Annotated in this window: 20 protein-coding genes and 3 pseudogenes; 6 read left to right on the forward strand and 17 right to left on the reverse strand. The window is 59.0% G+C overall.

The window, feature by feature from the left end:
• Nucleotides 1-6: 6 nt before the first annotated feature.
• From AC0L7L_RS10980 to ubiE, 8 genes are all read right to left on the reverse strand, one after another.
• Nucleotides 7-462 (reverse strand): TspO/MBR family protein, encoded by a 456-nt coding sequence (locus AC0L7L_RS10980; RefSeq protein WP_473508996.1) that lies wholly within the window; start codon nucleotides 460-462, stop codon nucleotides 7-9.
• Nucleotides 463-474: 12 nt separating this feature from the next.
• A complete protein-coding gene (locus tag AC0L7L_RS10985) occupies nucleotides 475-1578 on the reverse strand; it encodes a DUF1513 domain-containing protein (protein ID WP_473508998.1) in 1104 nt (367 codons plus the stop codon).
• Nucleotides 1579-1583: 5 nt separating this feature from the next.
• The gene (locus tag AC0L7L_RS10990) at nucleotides 1584-2672 is read right to left on the reverse strand and encodes an imelysin family protein (RefSeq protein ID WP_473509000.1); all 1089 of its coding nucleotides are present in this window, start codon (nucleotides 2670-2672) and stop codon (nucleotides 1584-1586) included.
• Nucleotides 2673-2686: 14 nt separating this feature from the next.
• Nucleotides 2687-4216 (reverse strand): di-heme oxidoreductase family protein, encoded by a 1530-nt coding sequence (locus AC0L7L_RS10995; protein WP_473513887.1) that lies wholly within the window; start codon nucleotides 4214-4216, stop codon nucleotides 2687-2689.
• A 61-nt stretch (nucleotides 4217-4277) separates the two neighbouring features.
• Nucleotides 4278-5564, reverse strand: a complete 1287-nt coding sequence (locus tag AC0L7L_RS11000) for an imelysin family protein (RefSeq protein ID WP_473509002.1) — start codon at nucleotides 5562-5564, stop codon at nucleotides 4278-4280.
• A 153-nt stretch (nucleotides 5565-5717) separates the two neighbouring features.
• Nucleotides 5718-7013 (reverse strand): RsmB/NOP family class I SAM-dependent RNA methyltransferase, encoded by a 1296-nt coding sequence (locus AC0L7L_RS11005; RefSeq protein WP_272211953.1) that lies wholly within the window; start codon nucleotides 7011-7013, stop codon nucleotides 5718-5720.
• 79 nt (nucleotides 7014-7092) lie between these two features.
• Nucleotides 7093-8685: a 2-polyprenylphenol 6-hydroxylase gene (ubiB, locus tag AC0L7L_RS11010; RefSeq protein ID WP_272211954.1), complete on the reverse strand. Its 1593-nt coding sequence runs from the start codon at nucleotides 8683-8685 to the stop codon at nucleotides 7093-7095.
• A gap of 9 nt (nucleotides 8686-8694) precedes the next feature.
• A complete protein-coding gene (gene ubiE, locus AC0L7L_RS11015; protein WP_272211955.1) occupies nucleotides 8695-9471 on the reverse strand; it encodes a bifunctional demethylmenaquinone methyltransferase/2-methoxy-6-polyprenyl-1,4-benzoquinol methylase UbiE in 777 nt (258 codons plus the stop codon).
• Between the two features lie 140 nt (nucleotides 9472-9611).
• On the opposite strand from ubiE, the gene mutM reads away from it, so the two are divergent.
• On the forward strand, nucleotides 9612-10502 hold the full coding sequence (mutM, locus tag AC0L7L_RS11020; protein WP_473509005.1) for a bifunctional DNA-formamidopyrimidine glycosylase/DNA-(apurinic or apyrimidinic site) lyase: 891 nt from the start codon (nucleotides 9612-9614) through the stop codon (nucleotides 10500-10502).
• On the opposite strand, the pseudogene AC0L7L_RS11025 reads toward mutM, so the two are convergent.
• Nucleotides 10499-11492 (reverse strand): annotated as a pseudogene (locus tag AC0L7L_RS11025) (2-hydroxyacid dehydrogenase). The gene mutM and the pseudogene AC0L7L_RS11025 overlap by 4 nt on opposite strands.
• Nucleotides 11493-11813: 321 nt before the next feature.
• Here AC0L7L_RS11025 and rpsT point away from each other — a divergent pair.
• On the forward strand, nucleotides 11814-12080 hold the full coding sequence (gene rpsT, locus AC0L7L_RS11030) for a 30S ribosomal protein S20 (RefSeq protein WP_272211958.1): 267 nt from the start codon (nucleotides 11814-11816) through the stop codon (nucleotides 12078-12080).
• Between the two features lie 384 nt (nucleotides 12081-12464).
• On the opposite strand, the gene AC0L7L_RS11035 is transcribed toward rpsT, so the two are convergent.
• Nucleotides 12465-12986 carry a hypothetical protein gene (locus AC0L7L_RS11035; protein WP_473514028.1) on the reverse strand — a complete coding sequence of 174 codons (522 nt, stop codon included), beginning with the start codon at nucleotides 12984-12986 and terminating at the stop codon, nucleotides 12465-12467.
• Between AC0L7L_RS11035 and AC0L7L_RS11040 the strand changes: the two are divergent.
• Both AC0L7L_RS11040 and dnaA read left to right on the forward strand, forming a co-directional pair.
• A pseudogene (locus tag AC0L7L_RS11040) lies at nucleotides 12892-13257 on the forward strand (DnaA N-terminal domain-containing protein); the annotation flags it as partial. The gene AC0L7L_RS11035 and the pseudogene AC0L7L_RS11040 sit on opposite strands and share 95 nt — an antisense overlap.
• 108 nt (nucleotides 13258-13365) lie before the next feature.
• Nucleotides 13366-14431: pseudogene (gene dnaA, locus AC0L7L_RS11045) on the forward strand (chromosomal replication initiator protein DnaA); the annotation flags it as partial.
• A 73-nt stretch (nucleotides 14432-14504) separates the two neighbouring features.
• On the opposite strand, the gene AC0L7L_RS11050 reads toward dnaA, so the two are convergent.
• Genes AC0L7L_RS11050 through AC0L7L_RS11060 form a run of 3 tightly spaced genes read right to left on the reverse strand, consistent with a single transcriptional unit; the run spans nucleotide 14505 to nucleotide 16370 of the window.
• Nucleotides 14505-14843 carry a hypothetical protein gene (locus AC0L7L_RS11050; protein WP_272211961.1) on the reverse strand — a complete coding sequence of 113 codons (339 nt, stop codon included), beginning with the start codon at nucleotides 14841-14843 and terminating at the stop codon, nucleotides 14505-14507.
• Entirely contained in the window at nucleotides 14836-16110 is a 1275-nt protein-coding gene (locus tag AC0L7L_RS11055; protein ID WP_473509007.1) for a phage head spike fiber domain-containing protein, read from the reverse strand. The genes AC0L7L_RS11050 and AC0L7L_RS11055 overlap by 8 nt, the downstream gene beginning before the upstream one ends.
• Complete coding sequence (locus AC0L7L_RS11060) at nucleotides 16107-16370, reverse strand: spike base protein, RCAP_Rcc01079 family (protein ID WP_272211963.1); 264 nt, start codon at nucleotides 16368-16370, stop codon at nucleotides 16107-16109. Before AC0L7L_RS11060 ends, AC0L7L_RS11055 begins: the two co-directional genes overlap by 4 nt.
• 112 nt (nucleotides 16371-16482) lie before the next feature.
• On the opposite strand from AC0L7L_RS11060, the gene xseA reads away from it, so the two are divergent.
• Nucleotides 16483-17949, forward strand: a complete 1467-nt coding sequence (gene xseA / locus AC0L7L_RS11065; RefSeq protein WP_473509009.1) for an exodeoxyribonuclease VII large subunit — start codon at nucleotides 16483-16485, stop codon at nucleotides 17947-17949.
• A gap of 141 nt (nucleotides 17950-18090) precedes the next feature.
• Here the strand turns inward: xseA and AC0L7L_RS11070 are convergent, their stop codons facing one another.
• Complete coding sequence (locus AC0L7L_RS11070) at nucleotides 18091-19347, reverse strand: aminopeptidase (RefSeq protein WP_473509011.1); 1257 nt, start codon at nucleotides 19345-19347, stop codon at nucleotides 18091-18093.
• Between the two features lie 88 nt (nucleotides 19348-19435).
• A complete protein-coding gene (locus AC0L7L_RS11075; protein WP_272211967.1) occupies nucleotides 19436-19858 on the reverse strand; it encodes a hypothetical protein in 423 nt (140 codons plus the stop codon).
• 76 nt (nucleotides 19859-19934) lie between these two features.
• Between AC0L7L_RS11075 and AC0L7L_RS11080 the strand changes: the two genes are divergently transcribed.
• Nucleotides 19935-20711: a hypothetical protein gene (locus tag AC0L7L_RS11080; protein WP_473509013.1), complete on the forward strand. Its 777-nt coding sequence runs from the start codon at nucleotides 19935-19937 to the stop codon at nucleotides 20709-20711.
• A gap of 3 nt (nucleotides 20712-20714) precedes the next feature.
• On the opposite strand, the gene ybaK is transcribed toward AC0L7L_RS11080, so the two are convergent.
• Both ybaK and AC0L7L_RS11090 read right to left on the reverse strand, forming a co-directional pair.
• Nucleotides 20715-21188, reverse strand: a complete 474-nt coding sequence (ybaK, locus tag AC0L7L_RS11085) for a Cys-tRNA(Pro) deacylase (RefSeq protein WP_272211969.1) — start codon at nucleotides 21186-21188, stop codon at nucleotides 20715-20717.
• A gap of 3 nt (nucleotides 21189-21191) precedes the next feature.
• Nucleotides 21192-21545 (reverse strand): ArsC family reductase, encoded by a 354-nt coding sequence (locus AC0L7L_RS11090; RefSeq protein ID WP_473509015.1) that lies wholly within the window; start codon nucleotides 21543-21545, stop codon nucleotides 21192-21194.
• Nucleotides 21546-21780 lie beyond the last annotated feature (235 nt).

The raw sequence follows: 21780 nt of genomic DNA on the forward strand, positions 1-21780 counted from the left end.
GAAAGATCAATTGAGGTAAACGATTGAAACGTTAAGCAATGTCGCGAAGGCGACCCAGGCTGCATACGGCAGAAACAGGGCGGCGGAAATGCGGTCTTTCCCCCAGCTGCGCGCAATGAACAACAAGATGCCGGCAAGAAGCGCCAAGACGACAACGAGGGCTGCCACCGGCATCTCCATCCCGAAAAACAACGGTGACCAGGCAAGGTTGAGCACCAGAAGGGCTGTCCAGAGCGTCAGTGCGCCTGATGTTTCCGGTCGTCTTATGAAAAGCCGCGCTCCGGCCCAGCCGATCAGCACATAAAGCAGGCTCCAGGCGGGCGCGAACACCCAGTTCGGCGGGTTGAAGGGCGGCTTGGCGAGCGACTGGTACCATTCACCCGGCACGTTGGCGATGCCGACGATGAACCCTGCGACGACGACGCCGACAATGAAGACGGCTTGGATAAAGATATTTTTCATGGCAAGCCTAATCTAGAGCGCAGATTTCGTTTGGCCAGTCAGGCGCTGGATATGCTGGTCGAAAGCGACATTGTGGTGGCGGGCATTGAAGGTGCCACTATAAGTGCCGACGGCAAAGCCGTGGCGCGCCGGCGCAATGCCCGCAGCATCGGCGAGCCTGCGTGAAGAACGCAATTCGCCTGACGCCTCATCAAGTGTCACCACCATGCCGCTCGCCTTTGGCGAAGACAGGCCGATCAGGCCGTCGCGCGGATTGTAGGCGATGGCGCCGACGTAATTGCCAAGCCCGATGGTCATCTCATCCGGCAGTTCGGCAAAGGAAAGCGCCTCGCCCGGCGCGAAACGACCGACAAGCGGCGGCAGAGCATTGCGCGGCCCCTCATACTGGCAGGCGAACCAAACGCGGCCCGCCTCACCTATGGCAAGATGGCGCGTCGAAAGCTGGCTGAGATCTGCCGGCAGGGCGTGTTTTTCGACAAGCGCGCCCGAAGCTGCATTGATCAGCGCCAGCGACGGTTCCATATGATCAAGATTGAGTTTGGTGCGGCCAAAATCCGGGTGCGTTTCGATCCCGCCATTGGCCGCCACCAGATACCGGCCGTCCGGGGAGACCGCCAGATCATGGGGGCCGATGCCATAGGTCGGGTATTCGCCGACACGGACAAAACCGTCATGACCATCATAAATCCCGATCACGCCGCTGCGGTTTTCAAAATCATTCTCACTGGCATATAGAAACCGGCCATCGGGCGAGAAGGCGCCGTGACCGTAGAAATGCCGGTCGGCAACCGCGTGGATAATGAACCGGCCACCGCTGCCATCCGGCGAGAAGACCAGAACGAAGGTGCCGGGGCGGCGCGCGAAGGCCACCACTTGCCCCGTTACGGGCGAAGCGGCGAGGCCGTGAATCCGGTCAGGCAGGTCGATTTCGGCGATAAAGTCCCCGGCCTCGCTCATCAGGGCCAGTGCAAAGCTGCGGTCGGGTTTTCGAATGCCGGTGGCGTAAACCGCATCGGCCCGCGACAGCGCCAAAGCGGCCTGCGGTTGAAGCCCGGCCAGAAAAGCCGCACCCGCAGCCTTCACAAAGCTTCGACGGTCAACAAGCGGCGAGCGCATGGCAATCAGTCTCCGTCAGAAAAGGAGAAGCCTGCGCCAAGGCCGATCGCGCCGCCATACCGGTCATTGAGCCTGAGGATCAGATCCTTGGTGTTGATCAGCAGGTAATTGAGTTTGGCAAGCTGATCGGGGTCGGACATCGCGACCTTGATATCCGGGTCCATGTCGCCGACCACGCCTTCGACAGACGAAAACAGGAAGTTGATCGAGGAGATGATGGAACGCACGCCCTCGTCAAGCAGATCAACCATTTCCGATTGGTTCAAAAGCGCTTGCAGCCCTTCGAGATTGGCAAGGATCGAGGGCCAGGTGTTTTCTGAACGCCAGTAGATTGCACGGGTGGGAATGTTCGGGCCGTCCTCGCCACGATAGAAATATTCGATCCGGTAATCACGCACCGTCTCCATACCGTGCACCAGCACGCCGAGCAGCGCCGTCAGCGCCTCGTCATTGGTGCGAAACAGCGGATTGTCGGGTCCGGGCTTTTTCCAGTGGGCAGCAGCACCATCAGGCGCATCCCATTCGGCGGCGAGTTCACCTGCGATAGTGTCGACATTTTCGGCAATCGCCGCACCGTAACGGCAGCGATAGGTCTCCGGCTCATCGAACATCGTCTCGTATTGCGTCCCGAACAGCACGAATTCGAGCGCCAGCAGTCCCTGCATGGCAACGCTTTTTTCCGGCAGATAGGCGGGATCGGTGGCGGTCTCGTCCTGCTCTATGATCGCGGCCTGCACCTGTTTCAGGCCGATGCTCTTGCGGTCGGGGTAAAACAGGATGCGTTCGAAACGATGATCGTCGATCACAGGGCCGGTGCGCACGATCTCGATATGCGACCAGGCCGTGACCAGTTGGTCATAGGCTGTGATCGCATCGCCATAGGTCGCTTCGTCGGGTGCCGCGCAGAAGGCGGCCATTGCCGAAGCCATGGTGCCGGTTGCCGCCTCGAATGCGTGATAGCCGGGGCGGATAAAACCGTCGACGGCCTTTTCCAGTACCATCGGCACGGCATCCTCGTTCATTGCCCGGGCACTGCCCGCACCAAACGGCAGCGCGAGCAGGACGGCGAAGGCGGTTCCGGCAAGATGTCTCACAGCGACCTCATGTCTCAAAGCGATTCCAAGAATTTGATCAGCGCGTCTCTATCCTCTTTCGGCGCATTGGCGAAATTGTCGCGCGCGGCTTCAGCCTCGCCGCCATGCCAGAGGATTGCCTCGGTACGGTTGCGTGCCCGGCCATCATGCAGAAAGAAGGAATGGCCGCTCACGACCTCCGTCAGCCCCGTGCCCCAGAGCGGCGCGGTGCGCCATTCATAGCCATCGGCAACGCCTACCTGTTGATGATCGGCAAGCCCCTCGCCCATATCATGCAGCAGAAAATCGGAATAGGGCCAGATCAGCTGAAACCGATGGGCAGGGTTTTCCGCATTGCGGCTGGTCACATATTTCGGTGTGTGGCAGGCGGCGCAGCCGGCCTCGTAAAACACCTGCTTACCGCGCAAAACCTCAGGATCATCGACATCGCGACGCGCGGGCACGGCGAGATTTTCGGAGTAAAACGTGACCAGATCCATCACCGGATCAGGCGCTTCGGTTTCGCCGAGCCGGGGCTGGGCGCCGTGCGGCAGGTCGAGGCAGGCGGCTTCTGTTTCAGAGCAATCGCCCCAGTGGTTCGGCGCATCGGGTGACGAGATGCCAATATCACCGGAAAACGCGCCAGACGACTGATCGCGGACGCTGGCATTCTGGGCCTTCCAGCCGAACCGGCCGAGCTTGACGTCACCTGTGCGATGATCGCTGACGATGGCCGGGCGGCCGGAAATGCCGTCGCCATCGGTGTCCTCGGGGTCGGCCTTTGCCAGAATGTCAGCGGGATGGATCGCCTGGATCAGCCCCATGCCGATCATCTGGTTGGCAATCCGCGGCGAAAGAGTCGTGTCATCGCCCAACGGACCATAGGCGAGATCGGTCACGCTGTAGCTCGGTTCGCGCAGCGAGACGACCGTACCGTCTCCAAGCGTAACCGGCTTTTCCGCATAATCAATCTTCATGTGCCCTTCCGCTTCGAGGCCCGGAACGGCAAAGTCCTGAAACTGACCGCCATAGACTTCGTCGGGAAAATTGACCGTCTCATAGCTGTCGATACGGGCCTGTTCTTCCGGCGTGCGGGCTGGCCGCGCCAGACGCAAAAACATCGAGGTCGCGTCGCTGTCGCCTTCGGGCGGATGGCCGCGACCGTCCTTCAGGTGACAGCTCTGGCAGGAGCGAGCGTTGAAGAGCGGGCCGAGACCGTCCGAGGCCTGCGTGGAGGACGGCGACGACACCCAGAATTTGCGAAACAGCGCATTGCCGAGCTTGAAGGTTTCTTCTTCGGCGAAGGTGATATTGGCAGAGGATTTTGAAAACACATCGCGGTTGACGGTGGCCTTGGTGGTCGCCGCGCCACCCTGCATGGTCTCGAAACGTTCAGCCCTGGTAAAATCATCAGTCGGTTGCGTGACGCTCTCCACGCGGACCTTGTCCTTGGCGTTGAGATCGTCTCGCGCCTCAGGCAGCGGCCAGTCCTGGGCAAGTGCTGCAAAACCGAACAAGGCGGCAAAAGCCGCCAAAGGAATAGCTTTCGAATACTGCAATATCATCGTCATTCATGCCCGCTGGAAGGAGGGTCCCGCATATGACACGGGACCATCCATATTGATCTTATTGGAAAACAGCGTTGGGGTTGTCCAGGCTGTCGGAACCTTCAAGTTCGATCTGGCCGAGTTCAAGGGCTGCAATGGCGCGCTCGATCGACGGGGTCTGCGCGATCAGGCCATCGATGGCGGCCTGAACGGTGGCATTGCCCTTGTCATTGCCTTCACCGATCATCTGGTCATAGGCCTCGACCGTGTTGGCGCGCGTCGCCATGGCTTCCATGGCCTCGACCGTGTCAACGAGCTTGGCCTTGATTTCCGCGTCAAGCGCCGCGTCCTTGGCAGCCACCAGTTCGGACACCGAAGCGCCGGTCATCTCAGTACCATCAACGCGGACATAGTCGCCGGTATAGGCCTGCAGGATGCCGATGACATCGTTGAGATGCGAGGCATGCGTGTTGTCGGAGAAGCAATCATGTTCTTCTTCCGGATCGTGCAACAGAAGGCCGAGCTTCATGCGCTCACCGGCAAGCTCACCATAGGAGAGCGAGCCCATGCCCGTCAGGATCGCCGAAACGCCGACCGTCGGGTCCTCGGTCACATAGGTGTAGGCTTGGCCGCCCTGTTCCCATGCCGCCACGATGTCTTCAAGATCGGAGATCAGCAGTTCGGATGCTGCGACAAGATAGGCGGCGCGACGGTCGCAATTGCCGTTGGTGCAATCCTCGCCCGTCAGGTAATCGGTATAGGAACGTTCGCCCGCACCGGCATCCGTGCCGTTCAGATCCTGTCCCCAAAGCAGAAATTCAATCGCGTGATAACCGGTCGCAACATTGGCCTCGATGCCACCGGCCTCATGCAGCGTGTTGGCCAGCAGATCCGGCGTGATCTCGGTCGCGTCGACCGTTTCGCCATTGATCTCGATTTGCGGATTGGCAATCACATTGGCGGTGTAGAGCGTATTCTCGTCGCTTTCCATGCCGTAGGAAGCGTCGACATAGTCGATCAGGCCTTCGTCCAGCGGCCAGGCATTAACCTTGCCTTCCCAATCATCGACGGCCGGGTTGCCGAAACGGTAGACCTCGGTCTGCTGATAGGGAACGCGCGCAGCGATCCAGGCGTCCTTGGCGGCAGTCTGCGTTTTTTCGCTTGGGCTTTCGATGAAAGCCTGGATGGCCTGATCGAGTGCCTGCGCCGTCGTCAGGGAATCCTGATATTTGGCATGAGCGACATCGGCATAATGCTTGACGACATCTTCCGGCGTCACATCCGCTGCAAACGCCGGCATGGCAGCGACAACGGTTGAGGCCGCGATAGCGGAAAGCGCTACGCGCATCTGGGTCGTGCGTTTCATCAAATCCCTCTCCTTCAGTGAAGTTCACGCTAAGTTAATCGCGGCCTACATGAAGGAAAAATAAACTTGTGTCAAATAATCCAGTTATCGACTGGACATTTGCCACACACGCCGATCTCGCGCCTTGATGTTCGTCAGTTCAGGTGCTGGTTCTCAGAATTTTCGGCTGACAGTCGCGCAAAAGAAACCATCGGTCCCCGTTGCTGCCGGTGTCAGTGTTGCATAGCCTTCGCCGGAGAAATGCGGTCGTGCGTCAACGCCCGGGAATGTCGCCGTCCAGACCGGCTCCATATCGATGGCTTCGAACACGCTGCCATGCTCGCTTGCCAGGAACGCGGCAATTTGGTGCTGGTTTTCTTCCGGCAGAAGAGAGCAGGTCACATAGGTGAGCCGCCCGCCCGGCTTGACGAAACGCGAAGCCTCGGCCAGTACTTCCGCCTGCTGGGCCATGCGCTCATCCAGGTTCTTTTCCGACAGGCGCCATTTGATGTCGGGACGGCGCCGCCATGTGCCGGTCCCCGTGCACGGCGCGTCAACCAGAACATGATCGAACCGCCCCGCAAGCCCATCAAGATCAGCAATTGCGTCATGGACCTGCACATTGCGCGTCCCCGCCCGCTTCAGTCGCTCGATGATCGGAGCAAGGCGATTGCGGTCGGCATCGTAAGCGTGAACCTGCCCGGCATTGCCCATCGCGGCTGAAAGCGCCAGCGTCTTGCCGCCGCCGCCCGCACAAAAATCGAGAACCTGATCGCCGGCCTTCGCTCCAACCAGTGTCGCCACAATCTGCGATCCCTGATCTTGCACTTCGAACCAGCCCTTCTGGAAGGACAATTCGGCAGTGACGTTGGGCAGGCGGTCAGACCCGTTCCCAGGCGCGATGCGAAGGCAATCCGGCGCGATCTCACCTTCCTTGGGCCCGCTTCGGCTCAATGCCTTCATCACCTTTTCGCGTTTTGCCTTCAGCGTGTTGACACGCAGATCGAGCGACGGCCTGAGGTTCAATGCCTCGGCTTCGGCAAGCCAGTTGTCACCGAAATTCGCCTTGAACGATGGCAGCAGCCATGCCGGGAGATCACCGCGAACCTCATCCGGAGCCTCGGCGAGGTCACGCGCAGCAAAGGCCTCAAGTGCTGCCTCAGGCAGAGGTTGAGGGGCGAACTTGTCGCCATCGAGCTGTTCAGCCAGCGCCTCGGGCGAAAGCCCCCACTGGCGGAACAACACTGCATGGGCAAGGGCTGCCGGGCTGTCATCATCCATCAGAAAGGCATGGGACAACTTCAACCGCAGCGCATCATAGACAATGTTGCCGATGGCCGCACGGTCGCCGGAACCGGCGAAACGATGCGACGTGCCCCAGTCCTTCAGAGCGCTGGCGATTGGCCGCCGCCGTTCATCCACATCCGTCAGAACTTCAATCGCGCCCGAAAGGCGTCCGCCGATGCGCATCAGCAATACTCCATAAAATGGTCAAAAACGCCGACAGCCTGGTGCGGCCAGCGGCAAACAAAAACAGCTTTCGCCAGATTTAGCCGAACCAGACGAACGACGCTGCGACTGCGATGTAGACAAGCACAATGGCGATCAGCCAGAGGGCCAAACGGCCAGAGCGGGTGTGACGGGCCTCGGCCCTGCCGATCGCTTCGGCCGTCGTCTCATCAAACCGCAGGCCCTTTTCGCTCATGGCGATGATTTCGTTGTGGAATTTCTCGGTCTTGTCGGCGATTTCCGGCACGGCTTCAGCCAGCTTCAGCGCGGCGCGCATGCCATCACGCATATCGGAAAGCACGCGTTTCGGCCCGAGATTCTCCTCGATCCACTTGCCGACCACCGGCTCGGAGGCCTTCCACATGTTGAAATGCGGGTCCAGCATGCGTGACACGCCCTCGACCACCACCATGGTTTTCTGCAGGTTGATGAGCTGCGTCTGGGTCGACATGTCGAAAATTTCTGTGATCTCGAACAGCAGCGTCAAAAGCTTGCCCATGGAGATCGTCTCGGCAGACTGGCCGTGAATCGGTTCGCCGATGGCGCGGATCGCCTGAGCAAACGAGGCCTTGTTGTGATGCCCCGGCACATAGCCGGCCTCGAAATGGGCCTCGGCCACCCGCATGTAATCGCGGGTGATGAAACCATAAAGGATTTCGGCGAGAACCCGCTTTTCCTTCTTTCCGAGCCGTCCGACAATGCCCATATCGACCGCGACGATGATGCCGTCATGGTCGACGAACAGATTGCCCGGATGCATGTCGGCGTGAAAGAAACCGTCGCGCAGCGTATGGCGCAGGAAGGACTGGATCAGCGTGACCGCCAGTTCTTCCAGATTGTGACCGGCAGCCTTCAGACCCTCGAGATCGGACATCTTGACGCCGTCGATCCATTCCATGGTGACGACATCGCGCCCGGTGCGCTCCCAGTCCACTTTCGGCAAGCGGAACCCCTGATCTTCGGCGGTATTCTCCGTCATCTCGGAAATCGCCGCCGCCTCGAGCCGCAGATCCATCTCGATCTTGGTAGTCTGTTCCAGCGTGCGTGTGATATCAACCGGGCGCAGCCGCCGGCTGGAACGGATAAACCGCTCCTGCATGCGCGAAACCAGATACATCGCCCCCAGGTCTTCCTGGAAACGCTGTCGGATGCCGGGGCGGATCACCTTGACGGCGACCTTATGCCGGCGCCCGTCGCGGTCAATCACTTCCGCAGGGTGCACCTGCGCGATAGAGGCTGCAGCAATCGGGTCACCGAAAGACGTGTACAGTTCCTCAACCGGGCGACCGAGCGAATTGCGGATGGTGGACTTCGAAGCCTCCACCGGAAAAAACGGCATCCGGTCCTGCAATTGCGCAAGATCGTTGGCAAAGCCATCGCCGACCACGTCGGGACGCGTCGCCAGAAACTGGCCCATCTTGACATAGGAAGGACCGAGCCGCGAGATCGCCTTGCCAAGCCGGTCGGACCGCGCCTTCTTGCGCGCGCCGGGCCGTGCAAACGGCACAAGCAGGGTCTTCACAAGGCGCGCATAGGCCGGCAGGCCTTCCGACGGCAGTGCATTGATCACGCCTTCGCGGGCGAGCACCCAGCCGACGCCGAGGAGACTGAAATAGGATCGAAACGCGCCCATGAGCCGTGCCTAAAGCTTCCAGCCAGAATGAAGTGCGGAAATACCGCCCGAATAATTGGTGAATTTGACGCGCGAGAACCCGGCGTGCTCAATCATGCTGGCAAAATCCTTCTGGCTCGGGAATTTGCGGATCGATTCGACTAGATAGCGATAGGGCTCGCCGTCGCCGGCGACCGCCTTGCCGACCAGCGGAATGGCGTGGAACGACCACGCCTCGTACACCTTGTCGAGGACTGGCATCTCGACCTCTGAAAATTCGAGCACCAGAAGGCGCCCGCCGCGCTTCAAGACGCGATATGCCTCCGCCAGCGCCTTGTCGATATGGGGCACGTTGCGGATGCCGAAGGCGATCGTATAAGCATCGAAACTCTTGTCCTCGAACGGCAGATCCTCCGCATTGGCCTCGACAAAGGTGAGATTGCCGGAAAGCCCTTTCTTGGCCGCCCGCTCCTCGCCGACGGCGAGCATGGAGCCGTTGATATCCAGCACTGTTGCCTGCGCCAGACCGCGCGAGGCCTTGACGATGCGAAACGCAATGTCGCCGGTGCCGCCGGCAACATCGAGCACACGGTAATCGGGGCTCGGCGGCGGATTGAGCGCACCAACCATGCCCTCCTTCCAGGCCCGGTGCAGGCCTGCCGACATCAGATCGTTCATCATGTCGTAGCGCTTGGCGACCTTGTGAAACACGTCGTTGACGAGCGGCTGTTTTTCACCGTCGGCCACATCCTTGAAGCCGAAGGAGGTTTCCATGCCACCGTTCGCGCCGGTTCGGCTTTCCGCCATGTTCGCACCTATCCGTTACCCGATTGATTTTGCAGGCGACCATAGCGAAAGCTGAAGCCTTGCGCTATTGCTGCCGCCCGCCGACAGTGCGGCTATAAACCGAAACGGAATAAAGCGAAACGCCAAAGGCTTAAAATAACATGCCGGAATTGCCCGAAGTCGAAACCGTCCGTCGCGGACTGGCGCCTGCCATGGAGGGCCGCCGGATCGAAAAACTCGTCCTCAACCGCGCCGACCTTCGCTTTCCCTTTCCTGAAAACCTTGTCGAGACTGTGGAGAGAAAGACGATTGTCGCGCTGGGTCGCCGCGCGAAATACCTGCTGATCGACCTCGATGACGGCATGACGATCATCGCTCATCTCGGCATGTCCGGCTCCTGGCGGGTCGAGGAGGCAGACAATGCGCAACTGCCTGGCTGGTTTCATGCGCCGCGCAATGTCAATGCGCTGCATGATCATGTGGTGTTTCAATTGAGCGGGTCGCCGGCAAGGCGCGTCATCTATAATGACCCACGTCGCTTCGGCTTCATCAAGCTTTCGCCGAAATCCGAGCTTGAGGCCGATCCCGGCTTTGCCGGCCTCGGACCGGAGCCGACCGGCAACCGCCTGGATGCCGCATACCTGGCCACCCGCTTCGTCGGCAAAACCCAGGCCATCAAGAGTGCTCTGCTCGACCAGCGTAATATCGCGGGCCTCGGCAATATCTATGTCTGCGAAGCGTTGTGGCGGGCAAGGCTCTCGCCGTTCCGTGCCGCCGGTCACCTCGTCACGCCAACGGGAAGGCCGAAAGGCGGCCTGAAAACCCTCGTTCCCGCCATCCGCGCGGTCATCACCGAGGCCATTGAAGCAGGAGGCTCGACGCTGCGCGACCATCGCAAGACCGACGGAACGCTCGGCTATTTCCAGCATTCCTTCTCCGCTTATGACCGCACCGGCTCCCCTTGCCCGCACGCGGATTGCAGCGGCACTATAGCGCGCGCCGTCCAAGCCGGCCGGTCGACTTTTTACTGCCCGGCCTGCCAGAAGGGCTAGCGCCGCTCGATCGGGTGAAGTGCTGCGCCCTTCTCCTCGAAGGCCGTGATATTGCCGATGGTGGTGCGGGCAATATTGTAAAGCGCCTCTTCGGTGAAGAAGCCCTGATGGCCAGTGATCAGCACATTGGGGAATGTCAGAAGCCGCGCGAAAATATCATCGCGGATCACCGTCGAGGACAGATCCCGGAAAAACAGGTCCTCTTCTTCCTCGTAGACATCGAGAGCCAGCGCACCGATCTCGCCCCGACTTCAGCCCTTCGATGACGGCCAGCGTGTCGATGACACCGCCGCGGCTGGTATTGACCAGCATGCGGCAGCGCTGCATGGCGTTGATCGCATCCTCGTCGATGAAATGCCGCGTCTCGGGCGTCAGCGGGCAATGCAGCGTGATGATCTCGGAGCGTTCCAGCAGTTCGTCCTTGTCGACATAGCGCGCGCCGAGAGCCACGGCCTCGTCATTGGGATAGGGATCGAAGGCGAGGATATTGCAGCCAAAGCCGCTGAATGCCCGCATTACGTTCCGGCCGATACCGCCAGTGCCGACGATTCCAACCGTCTTGCCGTGCAGATCGAAACCGAGAAGGCCATTGAGCGCAAAATTGCCTTCCCGCACCCGGTTATAGGCACGATGAATCTTGCGGTTCAGCGTCATCACCAGCGCCAGCGTATGTTCCGCGATCGCGTAAGGCGAATAGGAGGGAACACGGGCTGTAGCAATCTGCAGATCATCCGCCGCAGTCAGGTCGAGCCGGTTGAAGCCGGCGCATCTGAGCGCCACAAGCTTTACCCCAACCTCTTTAAGTTCAGAAAGCGTCGAGGCCCCGAGATCATCGTTGACGAAGGCGCAAACGGCTTTTGAGCCAGCTGCGATCCTGGCCGTCGGCGCATGCAGCGCCGCCTCGGTGAACACCAGTTCGTGGCGTCCCTCATTGGCGGCTTTGAGAAAGTCTTCGTCATAGGGTTTTGCGGAAAAGACAGTGACACGCATGTTTTTGCCCGTTGTGCTGGGCCCGCCGGGATATCGGCAGGCGCCGGATGAAATCATATGCTCTTGAAGTTTAGAACGCACCGGCATAATGGCAATGGTACCGGACGCCGCAGGTTGCCAAAGCTATCATAAAGCGCCGGGCTAGACGGGACTTTTCAACAATTCAACATTGACGGACAGTCCATTTGGCTTTATATGCCCGCCCACAGTATTGAAAGCTGATCGTAGCTTCATCAATTGCTCCCGGCAGAAAAGCGATCTGAGCCTTACGGCGCGCCGCCGATGTCGGAGCTTGCGACCAAATTCGAAGAGAGACTTTAAATGGCCAATACAACTTCGGCGAAAAAGGCGACGCGCAAAATGGCCCGCCGTACCGCCATCAACAAGTCCCGCCGCTCGCGTGTTCGCGGCTACGTCCGCAAGGTTGAAGAGGCGCTTGCAGCCGGCAATCTTGACGAGGCGAAGGAAGCACTGAAGGTGGCCGAGCCTGAAATCGCACGCGCTGCCAGCAAGGGTGTCCTGCACCGTAACACGGCATCGCGGAAGGTTTCGCGCCTTACCCAGCGGGTTAAGACGCTGTCTGCCTAAACAAGCGCGCATCGATTAGATTTTTGAAAACCCGGCCACTGGCCGGGTTTTTTGTTTGTCTTCATAGGCTTGGCCTGCATGACAATCACATTTCAGATACATGTCACAAAAATGACGACTTTTAGTTAATAAATTCAGATGCTTACAAGAGGTCCACCATACTCCGGCAATTTTCGGTATCGTTTTGGACGTCCATGACACGTCAAGTCATTTTATTTTTTTGTGGCCGATTCGCGCTTTGAAATTGAGTGAGTTCTGAATCTAGTTGATTCAACAGCGATTCTTTTCCGACCGGCTCCGGCGAGTCAAAATCGCCTCTCTGAGTCAATGCAGCCAGCGTCGATTTGAGTAAAAATCCTTGTTGAAATTGTCCACCGTTATTGCCTAAATGGCTTCCACATCAGCGGACGGATTGAGCTCTCGCACTCGCGGGAGGGGCGTGTTCTCAAGGAGCGCGTTGTCTTCCTGAAGCTGGAAGCGTGACCGTTTTGGTTTCGCTCTTCCAACAATCTCAGATTTCGCACTGGTTTGCATCAAAACCGGTACGGTTTTTTTGTGCCCTTTTTTAGGCATGTAAAATTGAGGAACGGGCAACAGGAGCCAGAAACGCATATCGGACACTTTGCAGTCGGCATCACCCAATACGAGGAAGGGAATGCAGGTTCCGCGAAGATGGTCCCAAGCCCGGCAATGACCGGGCAATTCAAAAAGGCCTTTTGCGAAAGGCCGAAGGATGAAACAGGCCGCAAGCGCATTGTCCGCTTGCGCCAGGGTGATGAAATTTGAAAGGCGGCAGAGAATGAGAACGAGAATGGTGGCCCCGAGCACTGAGCAGAACGCAGGCGTTTCGGAGGTTTGCAGGGAAGAGCACGATGAAACACCAGACGCTGCCTTGAACACCGACAATCTGTTTTTCGAGCGCTTCTGCACGGCGCTCAAGGCCCATGTGGGCACCGACGTCTACGCCAGTTGGTTCGGTCGCTTGAAACTTCACCCGTCCTCTTCAAAGAGCGTTCTTCGATTTTCGGTGCCAACCGCCTTTCTGAAATCATGGATCAACAATCACTATCTTGATCTGCTGGCGGAAATCGCCCGCTCCGAACGCCCGCAGTTGCTGAAGGTCGAAATTCTCGTACGCTCGGCAACACGGGCTCAGCCCGCGCCGGTCGCCGCCGAGAAGCCTAAACTGCGTCAGACGCAGCAGACACCAGCCGCCCGCCCGATGCCGCGCGCGCAGAACGACCAGCCGGTGATGCACGAACCCGAGAGCAACCCGGCGCGCGGCTCTTTCGGCGGCGGACAGACGGTGTTCGGATCGCCGCTCGATCCGTTCTTCACTTTCGACAGCTTTGTTGAAGGAGCATCAAACAGGGTGGCCTTCGCTGCCGCGAAAACCATTGCTGAATCATCAATGGCAGCCGTACGCTTCAATCCGCTGTTCATTCACTCGTCTGTCGGGCTTGGCAAAACGCATCTTCTGCAGGCAATCGCCAATGCTGCGCTTGCCGCGCCTGAAAAACAGCGCGTGGTCTATCTGACGGCTGAATACTTCATGTGGAAGTTTGCGACCGCGATCCGTGACAATGACGCGCTGACTCTCAAGGATTCTGCTCAGGAACATCGATTTGCTGGTCATTGATGACATGCAGTTCCTGCAAGGCAAGATGATCCAGCACGAGTTCTGCCACTTGCTGAACACTTTGCTCGACAGCGCCAAACAGGTTGTCGTCGCAGCAGATCGCGCGCCCTGGGAACTGGAATCGCTCGACCCGCGCGTCCGCTCTCGCCTGACCGGCGGTGTTTCGCTGGAAGTCGAGGCCCCCGATTACACGATGCGGCTAGAGATGCTGAAGCGCCGTCTTTCTATGGCGCAGCAGGAAGATCCTTCTATCGATATCCCGACAAGCGTGCTCGAACATGTTGCCGACAAGGTTACGGCAAGCGGTCGTGAGCTCGAAGGCGCGTTCAACCAGCTTCTGTTCCGCCGCTCATTCGAGCCGAACCTTTCGATCGAGCGCGTCGACGAGCTGCTCGTTCATCTGGTGGGAACGGGCGAACCGAGACGCGTCAGGATCGAGGACATCCAGCGCGTCGTCGCCCGCCATTATTGCGTGACTCGGCAGGAGCTTGTTTCCAATCGCCGCACGCGCGTAATCGTAAAGCCACGGCAAATCGCGATGTTTCTCGCCAAGACGATGACGCCGCGGTCCTTTCCCGAGATCGGCCGCCGGTTCGGTGGTCGCGATCACACCACCGTTCTCCACGCCGTGCGCAAGATCGAGGATCTTCTCGACAAGGACCAGAAGCTTTCGCAGGAAGTCGAGCTTTTGAAGCGGCTGATCAACGAATAGATTTGTCCGTCCGCGTCATGCGATGGCTAAAATGCTCAGGGCGACCGAGACGGTCGCCCTTGTTTCATTTTGGTCAAGAGAACCGTTCCGTCGGTGTTTCCGGTTTCGGCGCCACCTCAAAACCAGCAAGCCCTGCTGGAAGCACGGCGTCTTCGGCCATGCGAATATTGACGTGATAGCCGGAAACCGGGTCTGTGACGGGATATTCAAACCCGTCTTCGTAGGTTTCAATCTCACCTGTCGGGGCATAGACAAGGCCATCACAGTCGGCACCCACGGGTTTGATGATCAGCATGCCCTTGGGCAGGCCGCTGTCACGATATTCCAGCGCATCCGGAACGTCAGCGCCTGCGGTTACCAGCACCGAATGCGCCTCGGCGTGATCTGCGAATCTGAGATAAAAATCACGCATAGGGCACCGCCTTTGCCTGAAGGTCTGCATTTGTCATCCGGAAGGGCCAGATGACGATCTGATCATACCAAACATTGGCAAAGCCAGACGACGCGTTGCGCGCAATGAGGACGGAAGACAGGTCTGCACTTTGCGGGCCGGAGCCAGTTCTGATGACCCCATCACCGGAATAAACGCCTTCAAGATTGAGGCTATCCCAGGCCGAGATTACCCCGAACTTCGGGAGCGGCTGGGCTATGGACGCCAGGACATAACCTGGCATTCCGCCCTTGATCTGCACGCCATTGCTGGCGAGAACAAACAGATAATCTCCGCCGCCCGGGCCACTGAGAAGCCAGCCGGATCCGCCCGTTCCGGTTCCGTAAATCCTCTCGCCCTGGAGCAAGACACTGACCTCGCCACGCCGCAGCAATGCCGCGAGCGCTTCGGAAAGCTGCGCCTTGTCAGCAGGACGGGTCACCGCGCTTCCCGCTGTCGGGATATATGACGTTGCCCCGACCTCGCTTTCAACTTGCGGAAACGCCACCAGAATATCTATGGCGTAAGCGTCACTTGAATCCGGGGTATTATTCGTCAATCCGACATTGTAATTCCCCGTCACCCGGGATTCCGAATACCGTGTCCATTCGTCTGTTGCCGTGTGCACTGTTTGAACGCTGCTTCCGACGGTTATGGAAAAATCCTTCAGGCTTTCGCTGTATTTCTTCGCAAACAAGGAGGCCGTAACAGAGACCCCTTGATTGATGGAGTGCAACAGCACGTAAGTGAGGCTCGCCGCCGGCATCTCTACCCGGTAAACATTGCCGGTCTGCCCATCCGGACCGATCTCGTCGGGCATATGGGTAACGGTCGTATTTGCGCCCCTGCTCAAAAGAGTGATGTCCTTGTTGAGGCACAAATTCGTCGCCGGCCCCTCAAGCAGCAATTGCCGCCGCCCATTGGTGTAATCAAAGCGCGGAACATCTACCGCAGCGGTATGGATCAGCCCGTCAGCGCCGACATAGGTCGCCTCACCCGGCCGGGTAAAGGTGATCAGATTATCAAGGGTAACGGTCGTGAGTGTCGTCAGGTCTGAGGGTAAGGCAGGCGCAATATCGGCGGAGGCAACCACTGTAAGGGCATACTGGCTGCTAGCGGCATCAACAACAGCGGCGGGGCCCAGCATCTCCGCCTCCCCCTCGGGCAGGGCCTGATAAAACGGTGTCAGCCAAAACCCCTGCGCCCTGTTCAGGCGATCAATCAGCGATATCCTGTTTGTGATCCTCATACCAGCCCCACCAAAGCCCCGGCCGTGGTGCCCGTGGCAAGCACATGACTGATGCGAACGGGCAGAATGAACCCCGAAGGCAAGTTTTCAAAGGTCAGGGTTTCTCCGGAAATCAGCGTCGCCGAAAGATTGCCGGAGATGCCGATATAAAGCGCCCGTGTGACTTCCTCGAGTGGCAATGCGTCATCAGCAGTGATCGAGAATCCGCTATAGGCCGGGCTTGTCGGTGTTGCATTGCGAGTAGCAAAACGGTCTGTCATCTCAGTTCTCCTTGATAGGTTCGCTTAGGACAGATTGTGCCAGAGCCACAGGCAGCGGGAATTTACGGGGAACGCCGGTGAAAGACGGGGACGGATCGGCTAAACTGGCGCCATGAGTAACCTGTTTGACACCGAATCAGCCAGCAATCTGACCGAGTTCACGGTCTCGGAGCTTTCCGGCTCCATCAAGCGCACCGTCGAGGACCGTTTCGACCGGATCCGGCTTCGTGGCGAGATTTCGGGCTATCGCGGCCCGCATTCTTCCGGCCATGCCTATTTTTCACTGAAGGACGAACGCTCCCGCATCGATGCAGTCATCTGGCGCGGCGTGTTTTCCAGCCTCAAGATCAAGCCGGAAGAAGGCATGGAGGTGATCGCGACCGGCAAGGTCACGACCTTCCCCGGCGCCTCGAAATACCAGATCGTGGTGGAATCGCTGGAACCTGCAGGCGCCGGCGCGCTGATGGCGCTTTTGGAAGAGCGCCGCAAAAAGCTCGCCGCCGAAGGGCTTTTTGACGAGAACTCCAAAAAGCCGGTTCCGTTCATGCCGCGCGTCGTCGGTGTCGTGACCTCGCCGACCGGGGCCGTCATCCGCGATATTCTCCACCGCATCACCGATCGCTTTCCGGTTCATGTCGTGGTCTGGCCGGTCAAGGTGCAGGGCGAAGGCTCCGGCGATGCCGTGGCCGCTGCCATTCGCGGCTTCAATGCCTGCACGCCGGACGGCCCGGTCAAGCGCCCGGACGTGGTGATCGTTGCACGCGGCGGCGGCTCGCTGGAAGACCTCTGGGGTTTTAATGATGAGGCCGTGGTGCGCGCGGCTCATGAAAGCGATATTCCGCTGATCTCCGCTGTTGGACACGAGACCGACTGGACACTGATCGACCACGCTGCCGACTATCGCGCGCCGACACCGACGGGTGCCGCCGAACGCGCGGTCCCGGTGAAGGCTGAACTGGTCGCAGATCAGGCCCGAACCACGGCCCGTCTTTCCTCCGCGATGGCCCGCCTGATGGATTTCCGCCGCCAGACACTCACGGGTCTGGCGCGCGGCCTGCCCTCTCTCGACCAGTTGCTGGCCCTGCCGCGCCGCCGTTTCGATGAAGCGGGCCTGCGGCTGACGCGGGCGCTGGAGCTTAACACCATCAACAAGCGCCGGACGTTTGAGCGCAGCGTCTCCGGGCTTTCGGGCATGCCGCAGCGGCTCGCAATGATCATGGCGCGTGACCGCGAGCAGGTTTCCGTTCTGGCAGCACGCGCCGATACCGCAATTTCAGCACAGCTGAAAACCCACCGGGCGGCCATTGCGGGCCAGCAAAGGGTGCTGAATTCGCTGTCCTACAAGAATGTGCTGGCGCGCGGCTTTGCCGTGATCCGCGACGGTGAAAACCAGCCCGTCTCACACGCCTCCGGCCTGGGTCCCGGCACAGGCATCGAGATTGAATTTTCCGATGGCCGTGTCAGCGCGACGACCGTCGAAGGCGTTGCTGCACCGGAGCCAAAGACGGAAAAGCCCAAGCCAAAACGCAAAAAAACGGCATCAAAACCAAAACCGCCTGAACAGGGCAGCCTGTTTTAGAGAGTTTTGCAGCCGGGCGGTTTTTATTGGTGATCTTGCGGGCAAGCACGCCCCTCAGGTCTTGCCCGAGGGTTACGCCATCGGGAGGAGCGTGACACCCGATCAATCAAGGGCCAGCCCCACCCACCCGACAACACGGCCTCAGTCAGCCCATTCGCCGCCGCGCATCACCGGCGTGGCATTGCCGTTCGCATCAATACCGTCGATATCGATCTTGTCCGAGCCGATCATCCAGTCGATGTGGATAAGCGACGAATTGCCGCCCTTGGCCGCAATCTCGTCGGCGGAAAGCTTGTCGCCGTCGATGAAACACTTCGAATAGCACTGGCCAAGCGCGATATGGCAGGAGGCGTTTTCGTCAAACAGCGTGTTGTAGAACAGGATACCGCTCGCCGAAATCGGTGACGAATGCGGCACCAGCGCCACCTCGCCAAGGCGGCTCGCACCCTCATCGGTATCCAGCACCCTGTTGAGCACATCGCCACCCTTTGCGGCGGCGGCATGCACGATCCGGCCGTTTTCGAACTGAACGCGAATATCGTCGATCAGCGTACCCTGATGGGAAAGCGGCTTTGTTGAGGAGACATGACCTTCGACACGCAGACGGTGCGGCGTGGTAAAGACTTCCTCGGTTGGAATGTTGGGGTTGCAGATAATACCATTCTTGGCCATCGAGGCGCCCCCGCTCCATTCGTGGTCATCGGCAAGCCCAATGGTCAGATCTGTGCCCGGCCCGGTGTAACGCAGCGCGGAAAAGCGCTTGCCGTTCAGCCATGTGGAGCGCGCATGAAGCTGATCATTGTGTTCGCGCCAGGCGGCGATCGGATCCGGCAGGTTAACCCTGGAGGCGGCAAAGATTGCCTTTGCCAGCTTGGCGACGGCCATGGCGTCCGGGTCGCCCGGAAATACGGTCTTTGCCCATGCAAGCGAGGGATAGGAAACGATATTCCAGTTGATGTCGAAGCCGGCGATCTTTTCAAGCGCAGGCTTGTAAGCGGTCGAATTCGCCCGGTTGGCGCGGGAGACCTTTTCAGGGTCCTGAGCGGCAAGCAGCATCGGGTCATCGCCGGCAATCGCCAGCCTTGCAGCACCGCGCTCGTAGGCCAGCCCCATGCCCTCGTACAGCCAGTTGGCGGCCTTGTCGAAGCTTGCATCATGGCCATTTTCGAAGCGTTCAAGCGTTGCCTGCGGATCGGAAAAGACCGTTGTCACCACGCCAGCGCCTGCCTTGTAGGCATGGCGTGTGATCAGCCGGGTCAGCGGCTGCGCTTCAATTGGCGCGGTCATCACAAGGTCTTGTCCCTCCGCCAGATTGAGGCCGACATTGACAGCAACCTCCGCCAGCTTTTCCAGCGTTTTCAGGTCGATGGGGTGGGGAAGCCGGGGTTCAGCGTTCATGGTCGCCTCGCAAACTGATTGATGGATCGTGACCCTATCTAGTGCGTTTTCGGACGAAATTGAAGCGGCCCGGCCTCACCGAGCCAGGCTAGTATGAAAATACGCAATTCAGGTCGCGCATCTCAGCAGCATTTTCCGCGAGCTTGTTGCTCCAAAAGCGCCGTTTTTCCTTGGCGCTTTCCATATCATTCCTGCTCCTCATGCTGGCGCCATCAAGTTGACGCAGCTTTTCCTCTGCACGCGCCAGCGCAACGTCCAGACCTATTCCGACGACGCTGGCTCCGCCCCGAATCGCCGGGTGTGGCGCCATACCGGCTGCCGTCGCGGCCGCTTGTGCGGCCTGCAATCTGTAGACTTCATTTTGAGCGCTTGCTCTGTCAGATCTGGCTTTTTCATTTCGCCGGGCAGCCTCTCTGTAGGTATCGGCTGCATCTATGATCTGTTTGTTAATTCGCACCTCCGCTTGCCGCCGTTCACGGCACTTGTCGGGATCCTTTTCCGGTTCACGCATACTCGCCTCTCCTTTAGGTTGCGTAAACCCATCGTAGATCCTATCGTTGGTGTGGGGATTGACGGGGAGAAAACCAATGCGTTCATTGTTTGCCGGGTGTCTGTTTCTGTTCGCGGCGTTTTTGCCGGTCCGGGCAACCGAAAACTGGTCTTTCGCAGACCACCCTCACCCGGACTTTACCGATGAGTACAGCGCGGAAGAGGATGCAATTTTCTCCGATCTGGAAGCTATGGGGGCGGGAATTGATAATTGCTCTGCCGAAATCGTGTTCGAGTATCTGATCTACAACCGCCGCTATCCCGAATTCGCTTTTACCCACGCGTTCAACAAAGGACTGGAAGCCTGGAAGCTTCATGTGCTTGAGACCAATCGCGCAGCCTCTTCGTTCTGCATTGTCATCGAGGTGACCGAGGAACTGCGCGAACTTTATTCCTACGATTTTGCAACACCGACCGAAGGTCTGTTCTGCGGCAAACATGGTCGTCCGTACATCAACGCGGAAGAAAGCCACATTTCGGGACTTCTCGACAGGCTCGTCAGCTATGCCGCGACCGGCAACGACTTCGCGCTTCCCGCACTTGCCGAGCTCGAAGACTGGTCCGATATCCGGCTCAATCCGGACATCCGCTATTTTGTTGCAGCCAGGCATGCACGACGCTACGGCAATGAGCCTGCGCCCATCCTGCGCGACACCGTGATCGCGCTTCAGAGCAAGGAGCGGCTCGCCTTCGTCGAGGACGCCATCGAGCGCAATGATCTTTTTGCGGTGATCGAGACCAGCCCACCCTGTTCGGCCTTCACGCCTGAAGCACGGGCAGAGGCGCGTGAGGCCGCGCGCGGTGATCCGATCTGATGCCTAGGCGATGATGCCAGCGGTAACAGCACCAAGCGCTTTCACCGCATCGGCAGGTGCAAGCTTGACCTGAAGGCCACGCTGGCCGCCATTCATGATCACATAGGTTTCGCCAAGGACCTGCTCCTCAAAGGCGACCGGCACGCGCTTTTTCTGGCCGAACGGCGAGATGCCGCCGACGTGAAAACCGGAAAGGCGCTCGGCGGCGGGCACGTCCAACATGTGGGCATGCTTGCCCTTAAAAACCGCGGCCAGTTTCTTCATCGACACTTCTGCATTGGATGGCACCACGGCGCAGACCGGCTTGCCATCGACTTCCGCCATCAGCGTTTTCAGCACCCGGTCGGCAGGCTCGCCAATGGCTTCCGCTGCTTGCAGCCCGACCTTGAAGGCGTTGGGATCATAGTCATATTGCTGGATGGTGTATGTCACACCGGCCTTGTCCAGAAACCGGGTTGCCTGGGTGGTCTTCGCCATTGTTCATGCCTTGCCAAAAAAGTCTGCGTATATTTCCGGCTTGAAGCCGACCAGCATCCGGTCACCATCTTCCAGCACCGGCCGCTTGATCATGGAGGGGTTGGAGAGCATCAGGCCGATGGCCTTGTCGCGGTCGAGATCCTGTTTCTCAGCGTCGGAGAGTTTGCGGAAGGTCGTACCAGCGCGGTTCAGCAGCTTTTCCCATCCCGCCTCCTCGCACCATCGCGCCAGGTGATCGCGGTCGATACCGGCCTTCTTGTAGTCGTGCAGCTGATAGGCAATGCCGTGATCGTCCAGCCAGCTCCAGGCCTTCTTCATGGTATCGCAGTTTCGAATTCCATACAGCGTCGCCGCCATGACATTGTCCTTTCCGCACGCTTGCTCTGCAGACAAAAACGTCCCTGCTCAAGGGCCGTCAGCTTGTTGGCATAGCCTGCTTCACTCTCATTCGTCATGCTCGGGATTGTCCCGAGCATCCAGACACCTTTCGCTAAAACAAGCATCTGCGGTGGGAAGACAAAATAATTCAGCCTGTTTTAGAACAAAAGCGCCGCTTATGCAGCAACGCGGTTGGATCCTCGGCACAGGGCCG

This window comes from Martelella sp. K41-7 (genome assembly GCF_055808365.1).

Coding starts and splice junctions, on each gene's coding strand:
- AC0L7L_RS10980 (WP_473508996.1), bottom strand. CDS start 462: ATGAAAAATATCTTTATCCAAGCCGTCTTCATTGTCGGCGTCGTCGTC.
- AC0L7L_RS10985 (WP_473508998.1), bottom strand. CDS start 1,578: ATGCGCTCGCCGCTTGTTGACCGTCGAAGCTTTGTGAAGGCTGCGGGT.
- AC0L7L_RS10995 (WP_473513887.1), bottom strand. CDS start 4,216: ATGATATTGCAGTATTCGAAAGCTATTCCTTTGGCGGCTTTTGCCGCC.
- AC0L7L_RS11000 (WP_473509002.1), bottom strand. CDS start 5,564: ATGAAACGCACGACCCAGATGCGCGTAGCGCTTTCCGCTATCGCGGCC.
- AC0L7L_RS11005 (WP_272211953.1), bottom strand. CDS start 7,013: ATGCGCATCGGCGGACGCCTTTCGGGCGCGATTGAAGTTCTGACGGAT.
- ubiB (WP_272211954.1), bottom strand. CDS start 8,685: ATGGGCGCGTTTCGATCCTATTTCAGTCTCCTCGGCGTCGGCTGGGTG.
- ubiE (WP_272211955.1), bottom strand. CDS start 9,471: ATGGCGGAAAGCCGAACCGGCGCGAACGGTGGCATGGAAACCTCCTTC.
- mutM (WP_473509005.1), top strand. CDS start 9,612: ATGCCGGAATTGCCCGAAGTCGAAACCGTCCGTCGCGGACTGGCGCCT.
- rpsT (WP_272211958.1), top strand. CDS start 11,814: ATGGCCAATACAACTTCGGCGAAAAAGGCGACGCGCAAAATGGCCCGC.
- AC0L7L_RS11050 (WP_272211961.1), bottom strand. CDS start 14,843: ATGCGTGATTTTTATCTCAGATTCGCAGATCACGCCGAGGCGCATTCG.
- AC0L7L_RS11055 (WP_473509007.1), bottom strand. CDS start 16,110: ATGAGGATCACAAACAGGATATCGCTGATTGATCGCCTGAACAGGGCG.
- AC0L7L_RS11060 (WP_272211963.1), bottom strand. CDS start 16,370: ATGACAGACCGTTTTGCTACTCGCAATGCAACACCGACAAGCCCGGCC.
- xseA (WP_473509009.1), top strand. CDS start 16,483: ATGAGTAACCTGTTTGACACCGAATCAGCCAGCAATCTGACCGAGTTC.
- AC0L7L_RS11070 (WP_473509011.1), bottom strand. CDS start 19,347: ATGAACGCTGAACCCCGGCTTCCCCACCCCATCGACCTGAAAACGCTG.
- AC0L7L_RS11075 (WP_272211967.1), bottom strand. CDS start 19,858: ATGCGTGAACCGGAAAAGGATCCCGACAAGTGCCGTGAACGGCGGCAA.
- AC0L7L_RS11080 (WP_473509013.1), top strand. CDS start 19,935: ATGCGTTCATTGTTTGCCGGGTGTCTGTTTCTGTTCGCGGCGTTTTTG.
- ybaK (WP_272211969.1), bottom strand. CDS start 21,188: ATGGCGAAGACCACCCAGGCAACCCGGTTTCTGGACAAGGCCGGTGTG.
- AC0L7L_RS11090 (WP_473509015.1), bottom strand. CDS start 21,545: ATGGCGGCGACGCTGTATGGAATTCGAAACTGCGATACCATGAAGAAG.